Origin of the sequence: Cellulomonas sp. RIT-PI-Y (assembly GCF_025642745.1) — a bacterium.
GTDB lineage: Bacteria > Actinomycetota > Actinomycetes > Actinomycetales > Cellulomonadaceae > Cellulomonas.
The window spans coordinates 1-19,044 of sequence record NZ_JANZKP010000021.1; the positions used below are offsets into that span (position 1 = coordinate 1).

The 19,044-nt window shown below is 73.5% G+C and carries 17 protein-coding genes; 12 read left to right on the forward strand and 5 right to left on the reverse strand.

From position 1 onward, the window contains the following. Positions 1 to 639, reverse strand: a 639-nt coding sequence (locus OGL89_RS08565) for an FMN-binding negative transcriptional regulator (protein WP_263119525.1), incomplete at its 3' end; no start/stop codon positions are given. A gap of 234 nt (positions 640 to 873) precedes the next feature. Here OGL89_RS08565 and OGL89_RS08570 point away from each other — a divergent pair. From OGL89_RS08570 to OGL89_RS08600, 7 genes are read left to right on the forward strand one after another with little or no spacing between them, the layout of a single operon-like run. After that, positions 874 to 2,487, forward strand: a complete 1,614-nt coding sequence (locus OGL89_RS08570; protein WP_263119527.1) for an ABC transporter substrate-binding protein — start codon at positions 874 to 876, stop codon at positions 2,485 to 2,487. Next, positions 2,484 to 3,890, forward strand: coding sequence for a M14 family zinc carboxypeptidase (locus tag OGL89_RS08575; protein WP_263119528.1), 1,407 nt, complete (start codon positions 2,484 to 2,486; stop codon positions 3,888 to 3,890). The genes OGL89_RS08570 and OGL89_RS08575 overlap by 4 nt, the downstream gene beginning before the upstream one ends. Continuing rightward, on the forward strand, positions 3,887 to 4,813 hold the full coding sequence (locus OGL89_RS08580) for an ABC transporter permease (protein WP_263119529.1): 927 nt from the start codon (positions 3,887 to 3,889) through the stop codon (positions 4,811 to 4,813). Before OGL89_RS08575 ends, OGL89_RS08580 begins: the two co-directional genes overlap by 4 nt. Then, the gene (locus OGL89_RS08585) at positions 4,806 to 5,696 is read left to right on the forward strand and encodes an ABC transporter permease (RefSeq protein ID WP_263119531.1); all 891 of its coding nucleotides are present in this window, start codon (positions 4,806 to 4,808) and stop codon (positions 5,694 to 5,696) included. Before OGL89_RS08580 ends, OGL89_RS08585 begins: the two co-directional genes overlap by 8 nt. Positions 5,697 to 5,706: 10 nt before the next feature. After that, a complete protein-coding gene (locus OGL89_RS08590; RefSeq protein ID WP_263119532.1) occupies positions 5,707 to 7,098 on the forward strand; it encodes a serine hydrolase domain-containing protein in 1,392 nt (463 codons plus the stop codon). Beyond that, on the forward strand, positions 7,095 to 7,589 hold the full coding sequence (locus OGL89_RS08595; RefSeq protein ID WP_263119533.1) for a transcriptional regulator: 495 nt from the start codon (positions 7,095 to 7,097) through the stop codon (positions 7,587 to 7,589). Before OGL89_RS08590 ends, OGL89_RS08595 begins: the two co-directional genes overlap by 4 nt. Next, positions 7,586 to 9,232 carry an ABC transporter ATP-binding protein gene (locus OGL89_RS08600; RefSeq protein ID WP_263119534.1) on the forward strand — a complete coding sequence of 549 codons (1,647 nt, stop codon included), beginning with the start codon at positions 7,586 to 7,588 and terminating at the stop codon, positions 9,230 to 9,232. Before OGL89_RS08595 ends, OGL89_RS08600 begins: the two co-directional genes overlap by 4 nt. Before the next feature lie 72 nt (positions 9,233 to 9,304). Here OGL89_RS08600 and OGL89_RS17175 read toward each other — a convergent pair whose 3' ends face one another. Then, positions 9,305 to 11,836 (reverse strand): helix-turn-helix transcriptional regulator, encoded by a 2,532-nt coding sequence (locus OGL89_RS17175; protein WP_263119535.1) that lies wholly within the window; start codon positions 11,834 to 11,836, stop codon positions 9,305 to 9,307. A gap of 339 nt (positions 11,837 to 12,175) precedes the next feature. Here OGL89_RS17175 and OGL89_RS08610 point away from each other — a divergent pair, with 339 nt between their 5' ends. From OGL89_RS08610 to OGL89_RS08620, 3 genes are all read left to right on the forward strand, one after another. Beyond that, entirely contained in the window at positions 12,176 to 13,474 is a 1,299-nt protein-coding gene (locus OGL89_RS08610; protein ID WP_263119536.1) for a hypothetical protein, read from the forward strand. 87 nt (positions 13,475 to 13,561) lie between these two features. Next, the gene (sigK, locus tag OGL89_RS08615; protein WP_263119537.1) at positions 13,562 to 14,125 is read left to right on the forward strand and encodes an ECF RNA polymerase sigma factor SigK; all 564 of its coding nucleotides are present in this window, start codon (positions 13,562 to 13,564) and stop codon (positions 14,123 to 14,125) included. A gap of 11 nt (positions 14,126 to 14,136) precedes the next feature. Beyond that, positions 14,137 to 14,904, forward strand: coding sequence for an anti-sigma factor (locus tag OGL89_RS08620; protein ID WP_263119538.1), 768 nt, complete (start codon positions 14,137 to 14,139; stop codon positions 14,902 to 14,904). Positions 14,905 to 14,908: 4 nt separating this feature from the next. Here the strand turns inward: OGL89_RS08620 and OGL89_RS08625 are convergent, their stop codons facing one another. Then, positions 14,909 to 15,841 (reverse strand): phosphoribosylaminoimidazolesuccinocarboxamide synthase, encoded by a 933-nt coding sequence (locus tag OGL89_RS08625; protein ID WP_263119539.1) that lies wholly within the window; start codon positions 15,839 to 15,841, stop codon positions 14,909 to 14,911. A gap of 29 nt (positions 15,842 to 15,870) precedes the next feature. Here OGL89_RS08625 and OGL89_RS08630 point away from each other — a divergent pair, with 29 nt between their 5' ends. Next, complete coding sequence (locus tag OGL89_RS08630; protein WP_263119540.1) at positions 15,871 to 16,089, forward strand: hypothetical protein; 219 nt, start codon at positions 15,871 to 15,873, stop codon at positions 16,087 to 16,089. A gap of 3 nt (positions 16,090 to 16,092) precedes the next feature. On the opposite strand, the gene purD is transcribed toward OGL89_RS08630, so the two are convergent. Continuing rightward, positions 16,093 to 17,343 (reverse strand): phosphoribosylamine--glycine ligase, encoded by a 1,251-nt coding sequence (gene purD / locus OGL89_RS08635; protein ID WP_263119541.1) that lies wholly within the window; start codon positions 17,341 to 17,343, stop codon positions 16,093 to 16,095. A 155-nt stretch (positions 17,344 to 17,498) separates the two neighbouring features. Between purD and OGL89_RS08640 the strand changes: the two genes are divergently transcribed. Next, positions 17,499 to 18,392 (forward strand): SDR family oxidoreductase, encoded by an 894-nt coding sequence (locus OGL89_RS08640; RefSeq protein WP_263119542.1) that lies wholly within the window; start codon positions 17,499 to 17,501, stop codon positions 18,390 to 18,392. Between the two features lie 36 nt (positions 18,393 to 18,428). Here OGL89_RS08640 and OGL89_RS08645 read toward each other — a convergent pair whose 3' ends face one another. After that, positions 18,429 to 19,022 (reverse strand): helix-turn-helix domain-containing protein, encoded by a 594-nt coding sequence (locus tag OGL89_RS08645; protein ID WP_263119543.1) that lies wholly within the window; start codon positions 19,020 to 19,022, stop codon positions 18,429 to 18,431. Positions 19,023 to 19,044: the final 22 nt, after the last annotated feature.

Genomic DNA, 19,044 nt, shown 5'->3' on the forward strand with positions numbered 1-19,044 from the left:
CGGGTCGGCGTAGGTCGGGTCGGTCTCCAGCGCGGACACCACCCGTTCCGCCACCGCCCGTGGCTTGTCCTGGCTGAGCTTCGCCTTGCCCTGCCACCGGCTGACCCGCAGCCGGAAGCCGACCGCCCCGGGGGCGATCCGGTGCGCGTACTCCTCGGGCACCGCGACCGGGTCGGGCATCGGCGCCTCGTACCGGTCCACGGTGTCGGCCATGATCCGGTACGACTCCTCGGCGTCCAGCAGCTCGACGGTGCCGTACAGGTGCACGGCGACGTAGTTCCAGGTCGGCACGGCGGGGGTGTAGCCGTACCAGCCGGGCGAGATGTAGCCGTACGGGCCCTCGACGATCAGCAACGCCTCGCGCGTGCCGTCGATCTGGTGCAGCACCTCGTCCGGACGCCCCAGGTGACTGAGCACGGTCAGCGGCGCGGCGGGCCGGCACCAGCGGTCGGGCAGTCGGCCGGTGACCGGGCCGGGAGCTGCAGCGAGCACGTCGTCGGCGGTGTCCAGCAGCACCGGGACGTGCGAGGCGACCGGGCCGTCGTCGGTGACCGAGACCAGCGTCGCCCAGCCGTGCTCGCGGATCAGGGCGCGCACCCGGGCCTCGTCGGCCAGCAGATAGTCGGTGGTGTGGATCACGCGGCCATCTCACCACCGTCCGGGCAGGACGGGTATGTCGGGCCGGTAACAGTTTCATTTCCTACTGAACTTTCAGCATCCAAGCTATTGACCGGGCGTTTCGCGGTGGGCTCGACTGGCCCCACTCCGGTCGGCCGATCACCCCCCGCGCCGCTCCGCGATGAGCCTCATCCCCATGCTCCGCCCCCTGTGCAGTGTGAGAGGCGCCCGTCGGCGCCCGAGTGGAGGACCCCCATGAGCAGGACCCGTCTCCGGCTGGCCGCCGGTGCCCTGGTGATCGCCGTCGCCCTGACCGCCTGCGGCAGCGGCGGCAGCGACCCGGACGGCAGCACCGACGCGGGCGGTCCGACCGCCGCGATCAGTGTCGCGATCACCGACCCGGTGCAGCTGATCCCCGGTCGCCAGACCGTGGCCTACGACTTCAACATGGCGGTGTGGGCCCCGCTGACCTGGGTGGACGACGCCGGGGAGACCAGCATGCTGGCCGCCGAGTCGATCGAGTCCGAGGACGCCACCACCTGGACGATCACCCTCCAGGACGGCTGGACCTTCCAGGACGGCACGCCGGTCACCGCCCAGTCCTACGTCGACTCCTGGAACGCGGTCGCCTACGGCCCGAACGCCTGGGAGAACTCCGGTCAGCTGGCGAACGTCGTCGGCTACACCGACCTGAACCCGGCCGAGGGCGAGCCGGCCACCACCGAGATGTCCGGCCTCACGGTCGTCGACGACCTCACCTTCACCGTCGAGCTCACCGGCCCGGACGGCCAGTTCCCGATGCAGGTCTCGCAGGGGCAGACCGCGATGTACCCGATGCCGGAGTCCGCCTTCGACGACTTCGACGCCTACAACACGCACCCGGTGGGCAACGGGCCGTTCCAGCTGACCAACGACTACGTGGAGAACGAGTCGCTGGTGGTGGAGCGCTACGACGACTACGCCGGCACCGAGCCGACGGTGGACCGGATCACCTTCGTCCCGTACACCGACACCACCACCGCCTACACCGACGTGCAGGCCGGGAACATCGACATCGCGGGGGTCCCGGCGGCCCGGCTGCCGCAGGCGAGCGCGGACTTCGGCGATCGGCTCTACTCCTTCGAGGCGGCCGGGATCAGTTACCTCGGCCTGCCGCTGACCGATCCGCGCTACGCGGACGTCCGGGTCCGGCAGGCGATCTCGATGGCGATCGACCGCGACACCATCAACGAGGTCATCTACGGCGGGACCTTCACCCCGGCCACCGCGCTGACCCCGGCGGTCGAGGCGGGGACCCCGGAGGGCATCTGCGGGGAGTACTGCGAGTACGACCCCGAGGCGGCCAAGGCGCTGCTCGACGAGGCCGGCGGGTTCGACGGCACGATCGACATCTACTACCCCGGCGGCAGCGGCCTGGACGACCTGTACAACGCGATCGCGAACAACCTGCGGCAGAACCTGGGGGTCGAGGCCGTGGCCACCCCGTCCACCGACTGGGCGGAGTTCTACGACACCCGCCTGGCGGGCAACCTGACCGGTCCGTTCTTCTCCCGCTGGGGTGCGCTGTACCCGAGCCAGCAGAACACGCTGCGGGCGTTCTACGTGGAGAACGGCGGGTGCGCCAACTGCATCCCCTACTACGAGCCGGAGGTCGCCGAGCTGATCGCCGCCGCCGACGCGGAGGTGGAGCCGGACGCGGCCGCCGAGGCCTACGCCGCGGTGCAGGAGCGGATCATCCAGGACTTCCCGGCCCCGCCGCTGTTCTTCGAGACCTACTCCTACGTGACCAGCGAGCGGGTCGCGGAGCTGCCGACCTCCGCGGTGGGCAATCCGACCTACACCGCGGTCGTGCTGAACGAGGGCGCATGAGCGCACCGATCACGGCGGGCCCGCACGGCGATGTCGGCGACATCCTCGACCGGGCCCGCCGGGTCCCGCCCGTCGACGGCTTCCCGCCGGTGGACGAGCTGATCGCCTGGTTCGACGACCTGGCGACCGGGCATCCGGACCTGATCACGCGCCGCAGGATCGGCACCTCGCGGCTGGGCGAACCGATCCCGATGTTCACCGTCGGCCACGGCCCGCGCGCCCATCTGCTGTTCGCGGGGGTGCACCCGAACGAGCCGATCGGCTTCCGCACCCTGCAGCACCTGGCGTCCGAGCTGGTCACCGACCCGGTCCTGCTGACGGAGAGCAACGCCACCTGGCACCTGATCCCGTGCATCGACCCGGACGGCACCCGGCTGAACGAGGGCTGGTTCGCCGACCCCGCCGACCGGATCGCCTACGCCCGCCGGTTCTACCGGCCGGCAGGGACCGAGCAGGTCGAGTGGACGTTCCCGTTCGCGCACAAGGACGCCTACTTCGACGACGTGATCCCGGAGACCCAGGCGCTGATGCGGGTGATCGACGAGGTGCAGCCGGACCTGATGGTCTCGCTGCACAACGCCGAGCTCGGCGGCGTCTACTACTACCTCTCCGAGCAGGTCCCCGGCGCGATCGAGGCGCTGCACGCGGTCGCCCCGGCGGTCGGCCTGCCGTTGGACACCGGGGAGCCGGAGTCGCCGTCGCTGACCCAGCTCGCCCCCGCGGTGTTCCTCGCCGGGTCCGCCCGCGACGACTACGACTACCTGGAGTCGCTCGGCCTGGACGCCGCGTCGATGGTCGGCGGCGAGGGCTCCGCGGAGTACGCCCGTCGGCACGGCACGGTGTCCCTGATCGCCGAGCTGCCCTACTGGTCGCACTCGGCCGCGGAGGACACCTCGCCGTCCGGCACCCGGTACTCCGCGGTGATCCGGGAGCGGGCGGCCGGGCTGGCGTCGATGTCCGCCGCCCTGACCGAGGTGCTGGCCGAGGCCGCACCCGACCTGACGATCCGCAGCCCGTTCCTCCGGGCCAGCGAGGCCTTCGTCCCGATGATGGCCACCCAGGCGGTCGCGGAGGAGCGCCGCGCGGACGCGCTCACCGCCGACGACCGGATCGCCACCGTCGCCGAGGTGTTCAGCAATCAGGACGTGGTGCGCTGCTTCCGCCTGCGGTACGGCGGCATGCTGCTGCGCGCGCTGGACGCCGAGGTCGCGGCCGGGGTCGCCACCGCGCGGGTCCGGCGGGTGCACGAGCGGATGACCGCGCTGTACGTGGACTGGGCGGAGGAGGCCCGGGCCGGGACCGAGGGGCTGCGGGTGCTGGACGTGCACCGTCTGGTCGGCGTCCAGTACGGCGCGACCCTGGCGCTGTCCCGCCTGATCGGCGTCCGGGACGGCAGCGCATGACCCGGTACCTCGGCCGGCGGGCCGTCGAGCTGGTGATCGTCTTCCTCGGCGTGACCCTGATCGTGTTCCTGATGGTGTTCGCGCTGCCCGGCGACCCGATCGCGGCCCTGGGCGGCGACCGCCCGTTGCCTGCCAACGTGATCGCCGAGCTGCGCGGCCGCTACCACCTGGACGAGCCGGTGCTCCAGCAGTACCTGCGCTACCTCGGCGGCCTGTTCACCGGGGACCTGGGCACCACGTTCCAGGGGCAGTCGGTGGCGGACCGGATGAGCTCGCGCTGGCCGGTGACCATCACCCTGGCCCTGACCGCCTGGGGCATCGAGGTCGTGCTCGGGGTGCTGCTCGGCCTGTTCGCCGGACTGCGCAAGGGCCGGTTCGGCGACCGCCTGGTGCTGGCGGGGACCATCCTGGCGACCAGCGTGCCGGTGTTCGTGGTCGCGGTGACCGCGCAGCTGGTGCTCGGGGTCCGGCTGGGCTGGTTCCCGGTGGCGGGCACCGCCGACGGGTGGCCGTCCGGATACCTGCTGCCGGCGACCGTGGTGGCGATCTTCGGCCTGGCGTCGGTCACCCGGCTGATGCGCGGCTCGGTGATCGACACGCTGAACTCCGACTTCGTCCGGACGCTGCGGGCCAAGGGGCTCCGGGAGCGCCGGGTGGTCGGGGTGCACGTGATGCGGAACTCCGCGCTGCCGGTGATGACCTATCTGGCGATCGACCTGGGCTACCTGCTCGGCGGCACGGTCGTGGTCGAGGGCGTGTTCAACCTGCCCGGTGTCGGACAGCTCCTGTTCCAGGCGATCCGCACCCACGAGGGCCCGACCGTGGTCGGCGTCTCCACCGCGCTGATCCTGATCTTCCTGCTGACCAACCTGGTGGTCGACCTGCTCTCCTCCGTGCTCGACCCGAGGATCCGCCATGAGTGACACCGTGGCCGCACTGGCCCCCACCGCTCTGCCCCCCGCCGGTCGCGGCGTCTGGCGCACCCTGCGCCGGCGTCCGGTGTTCTGGGTGTCGGCCGCCGTGCTGGCGGTGCTGGCCCTGATCGCACTGGCCCCGTCCTGGTTCGCCGGGTGGTTCGGGCACGGCGACCCGCGCGCCTGCGACCTGACGAACTCCGGCCGGGCCCCGGGCGGAGGGCACGTGTTCGGCACCGACGTCCAGGGCTGCGACGTGTACGCGAATGTCATCTACGGCACCCGGGCGTCGCTCACCGTCGGTCTGCTCTGCACCGCGCTCGCCCTGGTGGTGGCGCTGGTGGTCGGCACGCTGGCCGGGTTCTACGGCGGGCTGCTGGACCGGGTCATCGCCCGGCTCACCGACGTGTTCCTGGGCTTCCCGTTCCTGCTCGGCGCGGTGGTGGTGCTGACCAGCATCGGCACCCGGTCGGCGGTCACGGTGGCCCTGGTGCTGGCGCTGTTCAGCTGGCCGACCATGGCCCGGCTGGTGCGCGGGTCGGTCCGCGCCGTGCGCAACGCCCCCTATGTGGAGGCCGCGCAGTCGATGGGCCTGCGGGACCGGCGGATCATCGCCCGGTACGTGCTGCCGAACTCGATCGGCCCGGTGCTGGCGATCGCCACCACGATGGTCGGCGGTGTGATCGTCTCCGAGTCGACGCTGACCTTCCTGGGGCTCGGACTGCGGTCGCCGTCGATCTCCTGGGGCCTGCAGCTGTCCAGCGCGCAGACCTACTTCCAGACCAGTCCGCACATGCTGATCTTCCCGAGCATCTTCCTCACCGTGACCGTGCTCGCCATGATCGCTCTGGGCGACACGCTCCGTGATGTGCTCGACCCCAAGGGCCGTTGAAAGGGACTCCATGACGCACCGCACCGAGACCATCCGCTCCGCAGCACCGTGGCTGCTCAGCTGGGTCGCCCAGCAGGCCGCCTTCCGCCGGGCCACCGGCGTCCAGGTGGCGATCCGCTCCGGCGAGGAGGTGGTGCTGGACGGTGCCTGGGGTCTCGCGGACGTCACCACCGGGGAGCCGTTGCGCACCGACCATCTGTTCCGGATCGCCTCGCACTCCAAGACGTTCACCGCCACCGCCGTGCTCCAGCTGGCCGAGCAGGGCCGGCTCCGGCTCGACGACCCGATCGGGCAGTACGTGCCGGAGCTGTCGGGCCACCCGGTCGCGACCCGCACCCTGCGCGAGCTGCTCGGACACCAGGCGGGCGTGATCCGGGACGGCGACGCCGCCGACTTCTGGCAGCTCGACGGCCCGTTCCCGGACCGCGCTGCCCTGCTCGACGACGTGCTGGCCCACGGCGAGGTCTTCGGCCCGAACCAGCACTTCAAGTACTCGAACGTCGGCTACTCGCTGCTCGGTCTGGCGATCGAGGCGGTCACCGGCACGACGTACGCGGACCACCTGCGCACGGCCGTGATCGAGCCGCTGGGCCTGACCCGGACCGGCGCGGAGTACGACCCGGCCCGGTCCACCGAGTACGCCGCCGGTCACACCAGCCTGCTGGACGCCGGCGACCGCCGGGAGCGGATCGACCACGTCGACACCCGCGCGATGGCCGCCGCCACCGGGTTCTACTCCACCGCCCGGGAGATGACCAGCTACGGCGCCGCGCACTTCCACGGCGACGACACCCTGCTGACCGACGCGTCCAAGCGCCTGATCCAGCGCCAGGAGTCGGTGGTCACCGCCTACGGCACCGAGACCGGTCGCTACGGCGTCGGGATGGACCTGCGCACGATCGGCGATCGGGACCTGGTCGGGCACTCCGGCGGCTATCCGGGGCACATCACCCGCACCTACATCGACCCGGTCGGGCAGCTGGTGGTCAGCGTGCTCACCAATGCCCTCGACGGACCCGCGGACCCGATCGCGGTCGGCCTGATCAAGCTGATCGACCTGGCCCTCGACCCGCCCGCCGACAGCACCCCGGTCGCGCACCCGGAGCGGTACACCGGCCGGTTCGCCAACCTCTGGGGGATCAGCGACATCGTCGAGCTCGGTGGTCGCCTGGTCCTGATCCGCCCCACCGCCGCGGAGGCCACCGCCGGGTACGAGGAGCTGACCGTGATCGACGAGGACCACCTGCGCATCCACGCCGGGCCGGGCTTCGGCACCGTGGGCGAGGTGCTGACCCTGGACCGGCACGACGACGGCTCGATCCGCTCGATCCGATCCGCGATGACGCAGTGGCCGATCGACGACTTCCGCGCGCGCCGCACCGAGATGACGGCCCGGCGATGAGCGACGACGCCCTGGACCCGGAGGCCCTGGCCTGGGTGGAGGAGTTCGCCCTGACCTGGGACGGCTCGCACTCGGCCCGGATGGAGGGCCGGATCGTCGGCCTGCTGATGATCGCGGACGCGCCCTACCTGTCCTCGCAGCAGATCTCCGCCCTGCTCACCGCGAGCGCCGGGGCGGTCTCCACCGCGACCCGGAGGCTGGTCGAGGTGGGCTTCATCAAGCGGCACGTCGTGCCCGGGGACCGGAACCACTACTTCCGGGTCGAGGACGACATCTGGGGCTCCTGGCTGGCGACCGAGCGGCTGTACCTGCCCAAGCTGCAGAAGGTGATCGAACAGGGTCTCGCGCACGCCGGAGGGGCACCGGGTCCGCGCACCCGCCTGGACAACGCCAGTCACTACATGGAGTGGCTGGCCAGCCACCACCGCCAGATGCTCGCCGAGTGGGAGGCCTACCGCGACGGTCTGGCCCCGGAGAACGGAGCACGATGAGCGCACCCCTGCTGACCGTCCGGGACCTCACCGTCACTTTCCGGATCGACGACGGTCGCGCACCCGACGTCGACGCCGTGCGCGGGATCTCCTGGGAGCTGCACGCCGGGGAGGTGCTCGCGGTGGTCGGCGAGTCCGGCTCGGGCAAGTCGGTGACCTCGCTGGCGATCCTCGGACTGCTGCCCGGCACCGCCCGGGTCACCGGCTCGGCCACCCTCGGCGGACGGGAGCTGGTCGGGCTGACCCACCGCGAGCTGTCCGACGTGCGCGGCAAGCGGGTGGCGATGATCTTCCAGGACCCGTCCAACTCGCTGGACCCGGTGTTCACCATCGGCGCCCAGCTGGACGAGATGCTGCGCCGGCACCTGCCGGACCTGGACCGCCAGGCCCGTCGTGCCCGGTCGGTGGAGCTCCTGACCCTGGTGGAGCTGCCCGACCCCGAGCAGCGGCTGCGGTTCTACCCGCACCAGCTGTCCGGCGGTCAGGCCCAGCGGGTGATGATCGCGATGGCGCTGGCCTGCGACCCGGAGGTGCTGGTCGCCGACGAGCCCACCACCGCCCTGGACGTCACCGTCCAGCAGGAGGTGCTGGACGTCCTGCGCCGGCTCCGCGAGCGCACGCACACCGCGATCGTGCTGATCACCCATGACATGGGCGTGGTGGCCGACCTGGCCGACCGGGTGGTGGTGATGCGGGACGGCGCGGTGGTGGAGACCGCCCCGGTGGCCCAGCTGTTCGCCGACCCGCACGCGGACTACACCCGGACCCTGCTGGCCGCGGTCCCGCGGATCAGTGCCACGCCCCGGCCCTCGGACGCGGACACCCAGGTCCGGCCGACCCTGAACATCGAGGAGCTGGTGGTCGAGTACCGGGACCGGCGCGGCCGCGTGGTGCGCGCGGTGGACGGGGTCACGCTGCGGATCCAGCCCGGTGAGATGGTCGCGCTGGTCGGCGAGTCCGGTTCGGGCAAGTCGACCCTCGGCCGGTGCGCGCTGGGCCTGGCGCCGCTGACGTCGGGGACGGTCGAGGTGGTCGGCACCCGGCTGGGCAAGGACACCCCGCGGGCCATCCGCGCGGCCCGCACCCGGATCGGCGTGGTGTTCCAGAACCCGGCCGCCTCGCTCAATCCGCGCTACACCATCGGCCAGTCGGTGGCCGAGCCGCTGCGGGTGCACGCCGGGCTGCGCGGCGCCGCCCTGGACGCGCGGGTCGCCGAGCTGCTCGACTCGGTCGAGCTGCCCGCCGCCTGGGCCGAGCGCTACCCGCACGAGCTCTCCGGCGGCCAGCGGCAGCGGGTGTCCATCGCCCGGGCGATCTCCCTGGACCCCGAGCTGCTGATCGCCGACGAGCCGACCAGCGCCCTGGACGTGTCCGTGCAGGCGACCGTGCTCGATCTGTTCCGGGACATCCAGCGCCGGCTCCGGTTCGCCTGCCTTTTCATCAGCCACGACCTCGCCGTGGTGGACGAGCTCGCCGACCGGGTGGCGGTGATGCACCACGGGACGCTGGTCGAGGTCGGCGAGCGATCCCGGGTGCTGTCCGCGCCGGAGGACGCGTACACCCGCCGGCTGCTCGCGGCCGCCCCGGTGCCCGATCCCGCGGCGCAGCGGGCACGCCGCGCCGAGCGGGCCGTCGCGTCCTGAGCCGGAGCGGGGGCACCTCGTGACCCCGCCGCCACCCAGACCGGTCCCTGCGAGCTGGGTGTCGGCCGGCACTCAGACGAAGTTCCAGTTGCGCAGCCCGTCCCGGCCCTCCAGCCCGAGCTTGCGCAGCACCGCCGCCATGTGGTTCTCCACCGTCCGCACGCTCAACCGCAGCCGCCGGGCGATCTCCCGGTTGCTCAGTCCACGGCGGGCCATCACCGCCACCTCGCGCTCCCGGGCGGTCAACCGGTCCAGCCGGTCGTCGTGGTGCAGGCCGGGGCGGGGCACCACGCCCTCGTCCACCAGCCCGTCGGTCCCCGTGCCGAGCTCCTGCAGCAGCTCGACCGCGGTGCCGACCATCCCCGGTGACACCGCGGGACTCACCCGGGGCAGCGCGGCGGCGATCGCGGCGGCGTCCTCGGCGACGATCGCGCGGCCCAGGCGCAGGTAGGGCGCGAGCAGGGGCGACCGGACCCGGGCGAACACGGCCTCGATCCGCGCCGCCTGCTCCGGTGGCGGCATCCGGTCCTGCGCCAGCCAGTACGTGAGCGCGCACGCGTCCATCCCCTGGTCCGCGGCGCGGTCCCCGGCGTCGGTGAGCACCCGGGCCGCTGCCACCGGATCCCCCGCGGCCCGGCACACCGCCGCCCGGGCCAGGGGACTCAGCGCGCACAGCACCTGGGCGTGGTGCGGCCGCTCACCGAGCTCCCGGGCCAGCACGTCCACGATGTCGTCGTCCCCCGCGGCGGCCAGGATCGCCGCCCCGATGCTCAGGCCCCGCCGGTAGAAGGTGTGGTCCGCCGGACCGGGCGACCCCAGGCTCAGCGCGGTGTTCAGCACCCGCCACGCCTCCTCGTTCCGTCCCGCGTGGAACAGCACCTCGGTCAGGGCCGCCGAGTGCACCCGGATCCCGGTCAGCGAGCGCGCGTCGTAGGCGGCCTCCAGCAGATGGCGCCCCCAGCGCTCGGCGGCGGCCGCCTCCCCGCTCATCAGCAGGGCCAACACCCGGATGCCGTCCGCGTAGTAGGCGGCGTCCGGCGCCACCTCCGCCGGCACCGACTCGGCGTGCTCCAGTGCCAGATCCGGCCGGCCGGCGTCCAGCAGCGCCCCCGCGGCCACCACGGTCTGCCAGGCGTCCAGCCACGGCAGCCCGGTGGCCGGCACCGGCAGCGCACCCTCCGCGCGCTCCAGCACCCGGGTCCGCAGGCCCTCCACCCCCTGGATCGCGGCCAGCACCCGGGGGTGCCGGGCGCCCGGCAGCGACGCCAGCTGCTCGGCGCCCATCCCGCTCCAGCGCGCCCATCGGATCCGTTGCAGGCAGAACCGCACCAGCTCCTGGACGTCCTCCCGTCCGGTGACCACGGTGCCGGTGAACACCGCCTCCAGCTGGGTGCGGGCCGGGCGGCGCTGCAGCCGCTCGAGGTACCGGTTCGCGGCGGGGACCGTGGGATCGTCCAGCCAGCCCCGGGCGGCCGCCGACTCCTCCGCCGCCGCGTCCGCCAGCACCAGGTCGGAGACCTCCACGCTCCACCGGACGTAGTCCTCGGCCGCCCGACGGGTGCGCGCCGACAGCAGCGCGCGCAGGTCGTCGTCGTGCCGGAACGGCAGGTCCACCCCGGACCCGCACCGCTCGGTGGCCTGGCGGGACAGCTGCCGGGCCCGGTCGGCGGTGATCGCCGACCGGAGCGCGGTGCCGAGCGCCGGGGGCGCCACCGCCAGCTGCGGCTGCCCACCGCCGGTCCGGGCGTGCTCGATCACCCGGTTCGCCCCGACCAGTTCCCGGAGCAGCCCGCCGCCGATCAGCAGCTCACCGGTGTCCCGGTCCACCGGCCCCAGCCAGGACAAGAGCTCCAGCGCCGCCACCTGCTCCGGTGTGGCACGGGCCAGCAGGGCGTGCGCCACGGCGTCGCCCGGCACGTCGTCGAACTGGCCGGTCTTCTGCCAGATCCCGTCCCGGCGATCGATCACCCGGGCATGCCGTGCCCCGTCGACCAGGGCCAACGCCACCCGGGGGTTCCCGGCGGACCGGGACAGCACCGCGGAGGTCAGCGGCACGTCCACCGGACCGTCCAGGGCACCCGAGATCAGCCGGGCCATCGCCCGGAAGCCCATCGGGGCCAGCGCCTGCCGGGCCGGTGCCCGCTCCGCGACCAGCCGGGCCGGAGCGTCCGGCAGCTGACCCGCGCCGGAACGGACCGTCGCCACCAGGGTCACCCGACGGGTGCGCACCACCCGCAGCAGCACCGTGCAGGACGCCTCGTCCAGCTGGTCGAGGTCGTCCACCAGCACCATCGCCCGCCGCCCGCCGAGTTCGCCCAGCAACCACCCCGCCGCCTCCGCCGCCCGGCCCGGGGTCGCGTTCTGCGGGAAGGAGGGGTGGGTGAGGAACGCGGCCAGCGGGGACTCCCCCGCCGCGCGCAGCAGCACGCTGCCGGTGCCCTGGCGGGAGGCGTGCGCGAGCAGCTGGCGCAGCATCAGGGTGCGGCCGGAGCCGACGTCACCGGACACCAGCACGTCCCGGCCCAGGGCGAGCCAGCGCCGGATGTCGGCGAACGCCTGGTCGGCCACACCGAGCAGCGGGGGTCCCTCGAATCGTCCGTTCACACCGCTCACTCTCTGGGTGGCGATGCCCTACTCAGCAGGGGTTCCGGCCCTCCTACGCACCCCGTCGGCCCGATCCGAGCACTCAGTGCGGTGCGATCGCCGTGCTTCGTCCCCTTCTGAGTACCTACCTCGGCCGAGTCGTGCTGACGCTGGTCCCGGTGCCGAGGGTTCCTGACACGTCCGATTCACCCGCCCCGGATGGTCGGGGTCAGGGCTCGTCCACCGATGGACCTGTCATGGTCACTCCCCTGCCGTCCGCGTCCTGATCCACCCATCCGGCCCGCCTCCCGCTCCGAACCCTCCTCGACCGACACCCGAGGAACGATTCGAGGAGCGACGATGCGACTCCGCACCCAGCGCACCAGCTACGCCGTGGCCATCATGGCCGCGGGCCTGACCCTGACCCTCGGCGCCTGTTCCGGCGGCGACGACTCCATGACCTCCGGCGCGAGCAGCGCCTCCAGCCAGGCCACGGACGAGCACACCGACATGGCGATGGACACCGGCGTCGAGCCGGTCAGCACCGGCGACCCGTTCGCCGACGCCCGCACCGCCGCGGCCCACATGCCGGAGACCGGGCTGACCCTGGCCACCGGACTGGCCAAGGCCACCGACACAGCCGGCGAGGTCGACTCCGACGCCGCCACGCTGCGCGCCAACCTGACCGCCATGCTGCAGGAGCACGTCTACCTGACCGGCATCGGGGTCGCCACCGCCTACACCGCGGGCGCCGACTCGGACGAGTTCGCCGCCGCCAAGTCCGCCCTGGACGGCAACACCCAGGACCTGACCGACGCGATCGGCTCGATCGCCGGGGACGACGCGGCACAGACCTTCGACCAGGTCTGGACCGACCACGTCGGCTACTTCGTGGACTACGCGGTCGCCAAGAAGTCCGGCGACCAGGCCGCGGCGGACGCCGCCCAGGCCAATCTGACCACGTACACCCAGGACGCCGGGGCGTTCTTCGAGCAGATCTCCGACGGTGCTCTGCCCGCCGCCGCCGTGACCGAGGCGCTGGCCATGCACGTGTCCACCATGTCGGCCGCGATCGACGCCCTGGCCGCCGGCGATCCGACCGCCTCGGACACACTGCGCGCCGCGGCCGATCACGTCGGGATGGACGCCGCCACGATCGCTACCGGGCTGGCCACCAGCGCCGACCTGTCCGGCGACCCGATGGACGACGCCTCCACCCTGCGGTCGAACCTGACCGCGCTGCTGCAGGAGCACGTCTACCTGGCCTCGTACGCCGTGTTCACGGCCTACACCGCGGACGGAGGCGTCGACTCCGAGGCCTTCACCGCCGCGGCCGCCACCCTGGACGCCAACTCGGTCGCCCTGTCCGACGCGGTGACCTCGCTGGCCGGTGCGGACAACGGCAGCGCCTTCCTCGACCTGTGGCGCGAGCACATCGGGTTCTTCGTGGACTACGCCGTGGCCGACGCCACCGGTGACGAGGACGCCCGTCAGCAGGCGCTGCTCGACCTGGACGGCTACCGCCCGCAGGCCGGCGACTTCTTCGAGAAGATCAGCGACGGCGAGCTGCCGTCCGCCGATGTCGCCGCCGGTCTGGGCATGCACGTGTCGACCCTCGCGGGCGCGATCGACTCGCTCGCGAAGACGCTGGTCGGCTGATGAGCCGTGGCGCCGGTCCTCTCCAACGCGCCGGCCGGCGCCACGCCCACTGGGCCGGGTGCGGGTGCGTGCGGCACACTGTCGCGCGTGCCCGTACCCGGAACCCACCCCCTCGCCGACGACACCCTCGACCGGGTCGCCGCCGGTGATCAGGACGCCTTCGCCGCCCTCTACGACGCGGTGTCCCCGGCGGTGCACGGCACCGCCCTGGCGGTGCTCCGCGACCCGGACCACGCCGCCGAGGTCACCCAGGAGGTCATGGTGGAGATCTGGCGCACCGCCTCCCGCTACGACCGCCGCCTCGGCTCCCCGCGCACCTGGGCCACCACGATGGCGCACCGCCGGGCGGTGGACCGGGTCCGGTCGGTCCAGGCCCAGCGCACCCGGGACCAGGCCGCACTCGACCGGGACCGGCCGGTGGACTACGACCACGTGGCCGAGCAGGTCGAGGGCCGGCTGGAGGCCGAACGACTGAGGCACTGCATGGACGGCCTCACCGACACCCAGCGTGAGTCGGTGACGCTCGCCTACTACGGCGGCCTCAGCTACCGGGAGGTGGCGGAGGACCTGGACGCCGCACTCCCCACCATCAAGAGCCGCATCCGCGACGGGCTGATCCGCCTGCGCGACTGCCTGGGCGTGACCCGATGACCGAGGACAGCATGAGCCCCCACGACCCGCACGATCTGCTCGCCGCCTGGGCGATCGACGCCGTCGACCCCGACGAGCGCGCCGCCGTCGAGCGTGCCATGGCCGAGGACCCCGCGCTCGCCGACGAGGCGGCCGGGTTCCTGGCCACCGCCGCGGTGCTGGGCGCCGCCCGTTCGGTGGCCCCGCCGCCCTCCCTGCGCGATCGGGTGCTGGCCGAGATCGACACCCTCGGCCGCGGGCCCGGCGACGTGATCCCGCCGGCCGGCCGGAGCTCCGGCAGCCGTCGTCCGAGCGGACGCACCGACGCCCGGCGTCCCGGCGGCCGGACGTTCCGCCGGGTGCGCACCGTCCTGGTCGCCGCGGTTCTCGCGGTCGCGATCGCGCTGCCGTCGGTCACCGCCTGGCAGCAGCACCAGCGCGCTGTCCAGGCCGAGGCGCGGGCCGACCGGATCACCGCCCTGCTGGCCAGCCCCGGCGCCGAGCTGCTCTCCGGGGACCTGACCTCCGGTGGCACCGCGACCGCCGTCGTCACCGACGACGCGGCCCTGGTCAGTGCCGAGGGCGTGGCCGACCCGGGCGACGGCAAGGTCTACCAGCTCTGGGTGATGCGGGACGGTGTGCCGGTGCCGGACGCCACCACCGGCCTGACCGGTGACGGCTTCCAGATCGACACCACCGCGTACCGGGCCGGCGACGGCCTGGCGCTGACGGTGGAGCCGGCCGGCGGCTCCGACGCCCCGACCACCGATCCCGTGGTGGTGCTGCTCCCGACCGCCTGAGCGGTCAGAACGGCAGGTCGGTGCCGGTCAGCCGCCGGTAGGCCTCGCGGTACCGTTCGCCGGTGCGCTCGACCACGTCGGCGGGCAGCTCCGGCGGCGGCGTGTCGCCCGACCGGTCCCACCCGGACTCGGCCGAGGTCAGCCAGTCCCGGACGAACTGCTTGTCGAAGCTCGGCTGCGCGCGCCCCGGCTGCCACCCGTCGGCGGGCCAGAACCGGGAGGAGTCCGGGGTGAGCACCTCGTCGCCGAGCGCGACCTGCCCGGTGGTGGGGTCGATGCCGAACTCGAGCTTGGTGTCGGCCAGGATCACGCCCCGGTCCCGCGCGATCGACTCGGCCCGGGCGTAGACCGCCAGGGTCAGGTCGCGCAGCTGCTCGGCCCGGTCGGCCCCGATCCGCTCGGCGACCTGCGCCAGCGTGACGTTCTCGTCGTGCTCGCCCAGCTCGGCCTTCGTGGCAGGGGTGAAGATCGGCTCCGGCAGCCGGGATCCGTCCACCATTCCGGCGGGCAGCGGGATCCCGGTCACCTCACCACCGGTCACGTACTCCGCCAGACCCGACCCGGTCAGGTAGCCCCGGGCCACGCACTCCACCGGGAACATGTCCAGCCGCCGGCAGACCATCGCCCGGCCGAGCACGTCGACCGGCACGTCCGGCGCCGCCGCACCGACCACGTGGTGCGGCACCAGGTCCGCCAGCTGGTCGAACCACCACAGGCTGAGCTGGGTCAGCACCACGCCCTTGCCCGGGATGCCGGGGCTGAGCACGTGGTCGTAGGCGCTCACCCGGTCCGAGGCGACCACCAGCACCACGTCGCCGTGCGCCTCGGTGACCGCTGCCCCCTCCTCCTGCGTGGTGTCCGGGACGTAGAGGTCGCGGACCTTGCCGGAGTACGTGTGGGTCCAGCCGGGCAGCGTGGGAGCGGTCATGGCGTCCATCCTGCCGCAGGGCGTGCGATGCTCGCCCCATGGATCTTCCCCTGGTGTGGTCGCTGCTGGTCCTGGTCGCGGGACTGTGGAACCTGATCGTCTGGCCCCGGTTCGGGCAGCGGATCGCCAAGGACCCGCGGGCCCGGGACGCCGACGGACGCCCGACCACCTTCCTCACCGTGCACCTGGTCCTGATCGGCGTCTCGCTGCTGCTCGGTGTCCTGCTGGTCGTGCTGGGCGTCCTGACCCTGGTCTGAGGCTCAGACCTTCGCGGCGATGTCGGTCCGGTGGTGCGACCCGGCCAGGCCGATCCGCTCCACCCCCGCGTAGGCGGCGGTCCGCGCCGTCGCGAGATCCGCTCCGACGCCCACCACCGACAGCACCCGGCCCCCGGCGGAGACCACCGCGTCGCCCTCCTGCCGGGTGCCGGCGTGCAGCACGTGCACCGCGTCCAGCGACTCGGCCTCGGCCAGCCCGGTGATCGGATCACCGGTGCGCGGTGCGGCCGGGTAGCCCGCGGAGGCGACCACCACGGTCACCGCCGCGTCGTCGCGCCATTCCAGGGCGGGGAGCGTGTCCAGCGCCCCGGTCGCCGCCGCGTGCAGCACCCCGGCCAGTGGGGTCGCGAGCCGGGCCAGCACCACCTGGGTCTCCGGGTCGCCGAACCGGGCGTTGAACTCCACCACCCGGGTGCCTCGCCCGGTCAGCGCCAGCCCGCAGTACAGCACCCCCACGAACGGCGTGCCGCGCCGGGCCATCTCGTCCACGGTCGGCTGGGCGACCTGCTGCACGACCTCCTCCACCAGACCGGCCGGCGCCCACGGCAGCGGCGAGTACGCCCCCATGCCGCCGGTGTTCGGGCCGGAGTCACCGTCGCCCACCCGCTTGAAGTCCTGCGCCGGGACCAGCGGCAGCACCCGGGTGCCGTCGCAGAGCACGAACAGCGACACCTCCGGCCCGTCCAGGAAGTCCTCGACCACCACCCGGCCGCCCGGCTTGGCCAGGCACTCCGCGGCGTGCGCCGCGGCCTCCGCCCGGTCCGACGTGACCACGACGCCCTTGCCCGCGGCCAGCCCGTCGTCCTTGACCACGTAGGGCGCTCCGAACGCGTCCAGTGCGGCGTCGATCTGTCCGGGCTCGGTCACCACCCGCGGCTCCGCGGTCGGCACCCCGGCGGCGGCCATCACCTCCTTGGCGAAGGCCTTCGACCCCTCGAGCCGGGCACCGGCGGCGCTGGGCCCGAACACCGGGATCCCGGCGGCCCGCACCGCGTCCGACACCCCCGCCACCAGCGGCGCCTCCGGTCCGACGACCACCAGCTCCGCACCCAGCCGGGTCGCGAGCGCGGTCACCGCGTCCCCGTCCAGCTGGTCCACCTCGTGCAGGGTGGCGACCGTGCCGATGCCGGGATTCCCGGGGGCGGCGTGCAGTTCGGTGACGGCGGGGTCCAGGGACAGCGACCGGGCCAGCGCGTGCTCCCGCGCCCCGGTGCCGACGATGAGGATCTTCACGCGGGTGACCCTACCCAGGCCCGGCGTCCGACGGGCTCCCCGTCCGGTTGCGGACCCGGCGCCACGACCGGAGGATCGCCCCAGCGCGGCGCCCTCCGTCCACGACGACGGTGGGCGCCGTCCGCCTTCACCCCAGGAGCAGGAGGACGCGACCCATGTCCGATCAGTACACCTTCCAGGACCCGATCGCCCAGTACCCCATGCCGCAGCCGCCGGAGCAGAGCCAGGACGGCCCCGGACTGGACAGCGCCCTGACCCCGCGCGCCGACCACGGCGAGGACACCTACCGCGGCTCCGACCGCCTGACCGGCCGCAAGGCCCTGATCACCGGTGGCGACTCCGGGATCGGCGCCGCGGTCGCGATCGCCTTCGCCCGCGAGGGGGCCGACGTGGTGCTCTCCTACCTGCCCGAGGAGCAGGAGGACGCCGAGCGCATCGCCCAGCTGGTCCGGGACGCCGGTCGCCGCGCCGTGCTGGCCCCGGGCGACGTCGCGGACGAGACCTACGCCCGGTCGCTGGTGCACACCGCCGTCGACGAGCTGGGCGGCCTCGACCTCATCGCGAACATCGCCGGTCGCCAGCAGTTCGTCGAGGACCTGGCCGACCTGAGCTCGGAGTCCTTCGACCAGACCTTCCGGACCAACGTGCACGCGCTGTTCTGGATCGTCCAGGAGGCGCTGCCGCACCTGCCGAAGGGCGCGAGCATCATCAACACCTCCTCGATCCAGGCGTACAACCCGTCACCGATCCTGGTCGACTACGCGACGACGAAGGCCGCGATCAACACGATCTCCAAGGCGCTGGCCCAGCAACTCGCGCCGAAGGGGATCCGGGTGAACGTGGTCGCTCCGGGTCCGATCTGGACCCCGTTGCAGGTCGCGGGCGGCCAGCCGCCGGAGAAGCTGCCGGAGTTCGGCGAGCAGACCCCGTTCGGCCGGGCCGGTCAGCCCGCGGAGCTCGCCCCGGCCTATGTGTACCTGGCCTCCCAGGAGTCCAGCTACGTCTCCGGGGAGACCCTGAACGTCAACGGCGGCACGCCGACCCCCTGAGTCCGTCCGCCCCCTCGCCGCCCCCGGTCCGCGCGCTCAGTCGTGCGGGGCGGGGGCGTCGTCGTCCACCACCGGGACCACGTCGACGTAGACCCGGATCCGGCGCCGCGGGTCGTGCCCGCCCTCGGCCTCCGCCGCCCGGGCCCGGTCCAGGTGGTCGACGACGACCGCCTCCAGTGCGCCGCCCAGCGCCTCGGCCTCCGCCACCGTGAGCCGGCCGCCGCTGGTCAGCATGGTCGCCGGCTCGGACCACACCCGGTCGTCGAAGGCCCGCGCGCCCCACCGGGTCAGCGCCTGCACCCGGTCGGCCAGCGCCCACTGCCGCGCGCTGTCCAGACCGGCCCTGCCCTGCGGGTCGTCCCGCAGCTCGGCTGCCTCCGCCCGGAACGCGACCGGCCGCCACCAGCGCTCGCGCCCGCCGGAACGTTCCGGGTCGTCCTCCACCAGCCCGTGCCGCTCCAGCTGGCGCAGGTGGTACGAGGTCTGCCCGGTGCTCTCCCCGAGCTCCTTGGCGAGCTGGGTCGCCGTGGCGGAGCCGTGGTCCATCAGCCGGCTGAGCATCGCGGTGCGCAGCGGGTGCGCCAGCGCCTTGAGCGCGCTGGCGTCGACGGGACGGTTGCCATCGGACATATGCAGAGATACCTTTGCAGAG

Coding starts and splice junctions, on each gene's coding strand:
- OGL89_RS08625 (WP_263119539.1), bottom strand. CDS start 15,841: ATGGACGCCATGACCGCTCCCACGCTGCCCGGCTGGACCCACACGTAC.
- OGL89_RS08610 (WP_263119536.1), top strand. CDS start 12,176: ATGCGACTCCGCACCCAGCGCACCAGCTACGCCGTGGCCATCATGGCC.
- OGL89_RS08600 (WP_263119534.1), top strand. CDS start 7,586: ATGAGCGCACCCCTGCTGACCGTCCGGGACCTCACCGTCACTTTCCGG.
- OGL89_RS08595 (WP_263119533.1), top strand. CDS start 7,095: ATGAGCGACGACGCCCTGGACCCGGAGGCCCTGGCCTGGGTGGAGGAG.
- OGL89_RS08640 (WP_263119542.1), top strand. CDS start 17,499: ATGTCCGATCAGTACACCTTCCAGGACCCGATCGCCCAGTACCCCATG.
- OGL89_RS08580 (WP_263119529.1), top strand. CDS start 3,887: ATGACCCGGTACCTCGGCCGGCGGGCCGTCGAGCTGGTGATCGTCTTC.
- OGL89_RS08570 (WP_263119527.1), top strand. CDS start 874: ATGAGCAGGACCCGTCTCCGGCTGGCCGCCGGTGCCCTGGTGATCGCC.
- OGL89_RS08645 (WP_263119543.1), bottom strand. CDS start 19,022: ATGTCCGATGGCAACCGTCCCGTCGACGCCAGCGCGCTCAAGGCGCTG.
- OGL89_RS08630 (WP_263119540.1), top strand. CDS start 15,871: ATGGATCTTCCCCTGGTGTGGTCGCTGCTGGTCCTGGTCGCGGGACTG.
- OGL89_RS08575 (WP_263119528.1), top strand. CDS start 2,484: ATGAGCGCACCGATCACGGCGGGCCCGCACGGCGATGTCGGCGACATC.
- OGL89_RS08590 (WP_263119532.1), top strand. CDS start 5,707: ATGACGCACCGCACCGAGACCATCCGCTCCGCAGCACCGTGGCTGCTC.
- OGL89_RS08585 (WP_263119531.1), top strand. CDS start 4,806: ATGAGTGACACCGTGGCCGCACTGGCCCCCACCGCTCTGCCCCCCGCC.
- OGL89_RS08620 (WP_263119538.1), top strand. CDS start 14,137: ATGAGCCCCCACGACCCGCACGATCTGCTCGCCGCCTGGGCGATCGAC.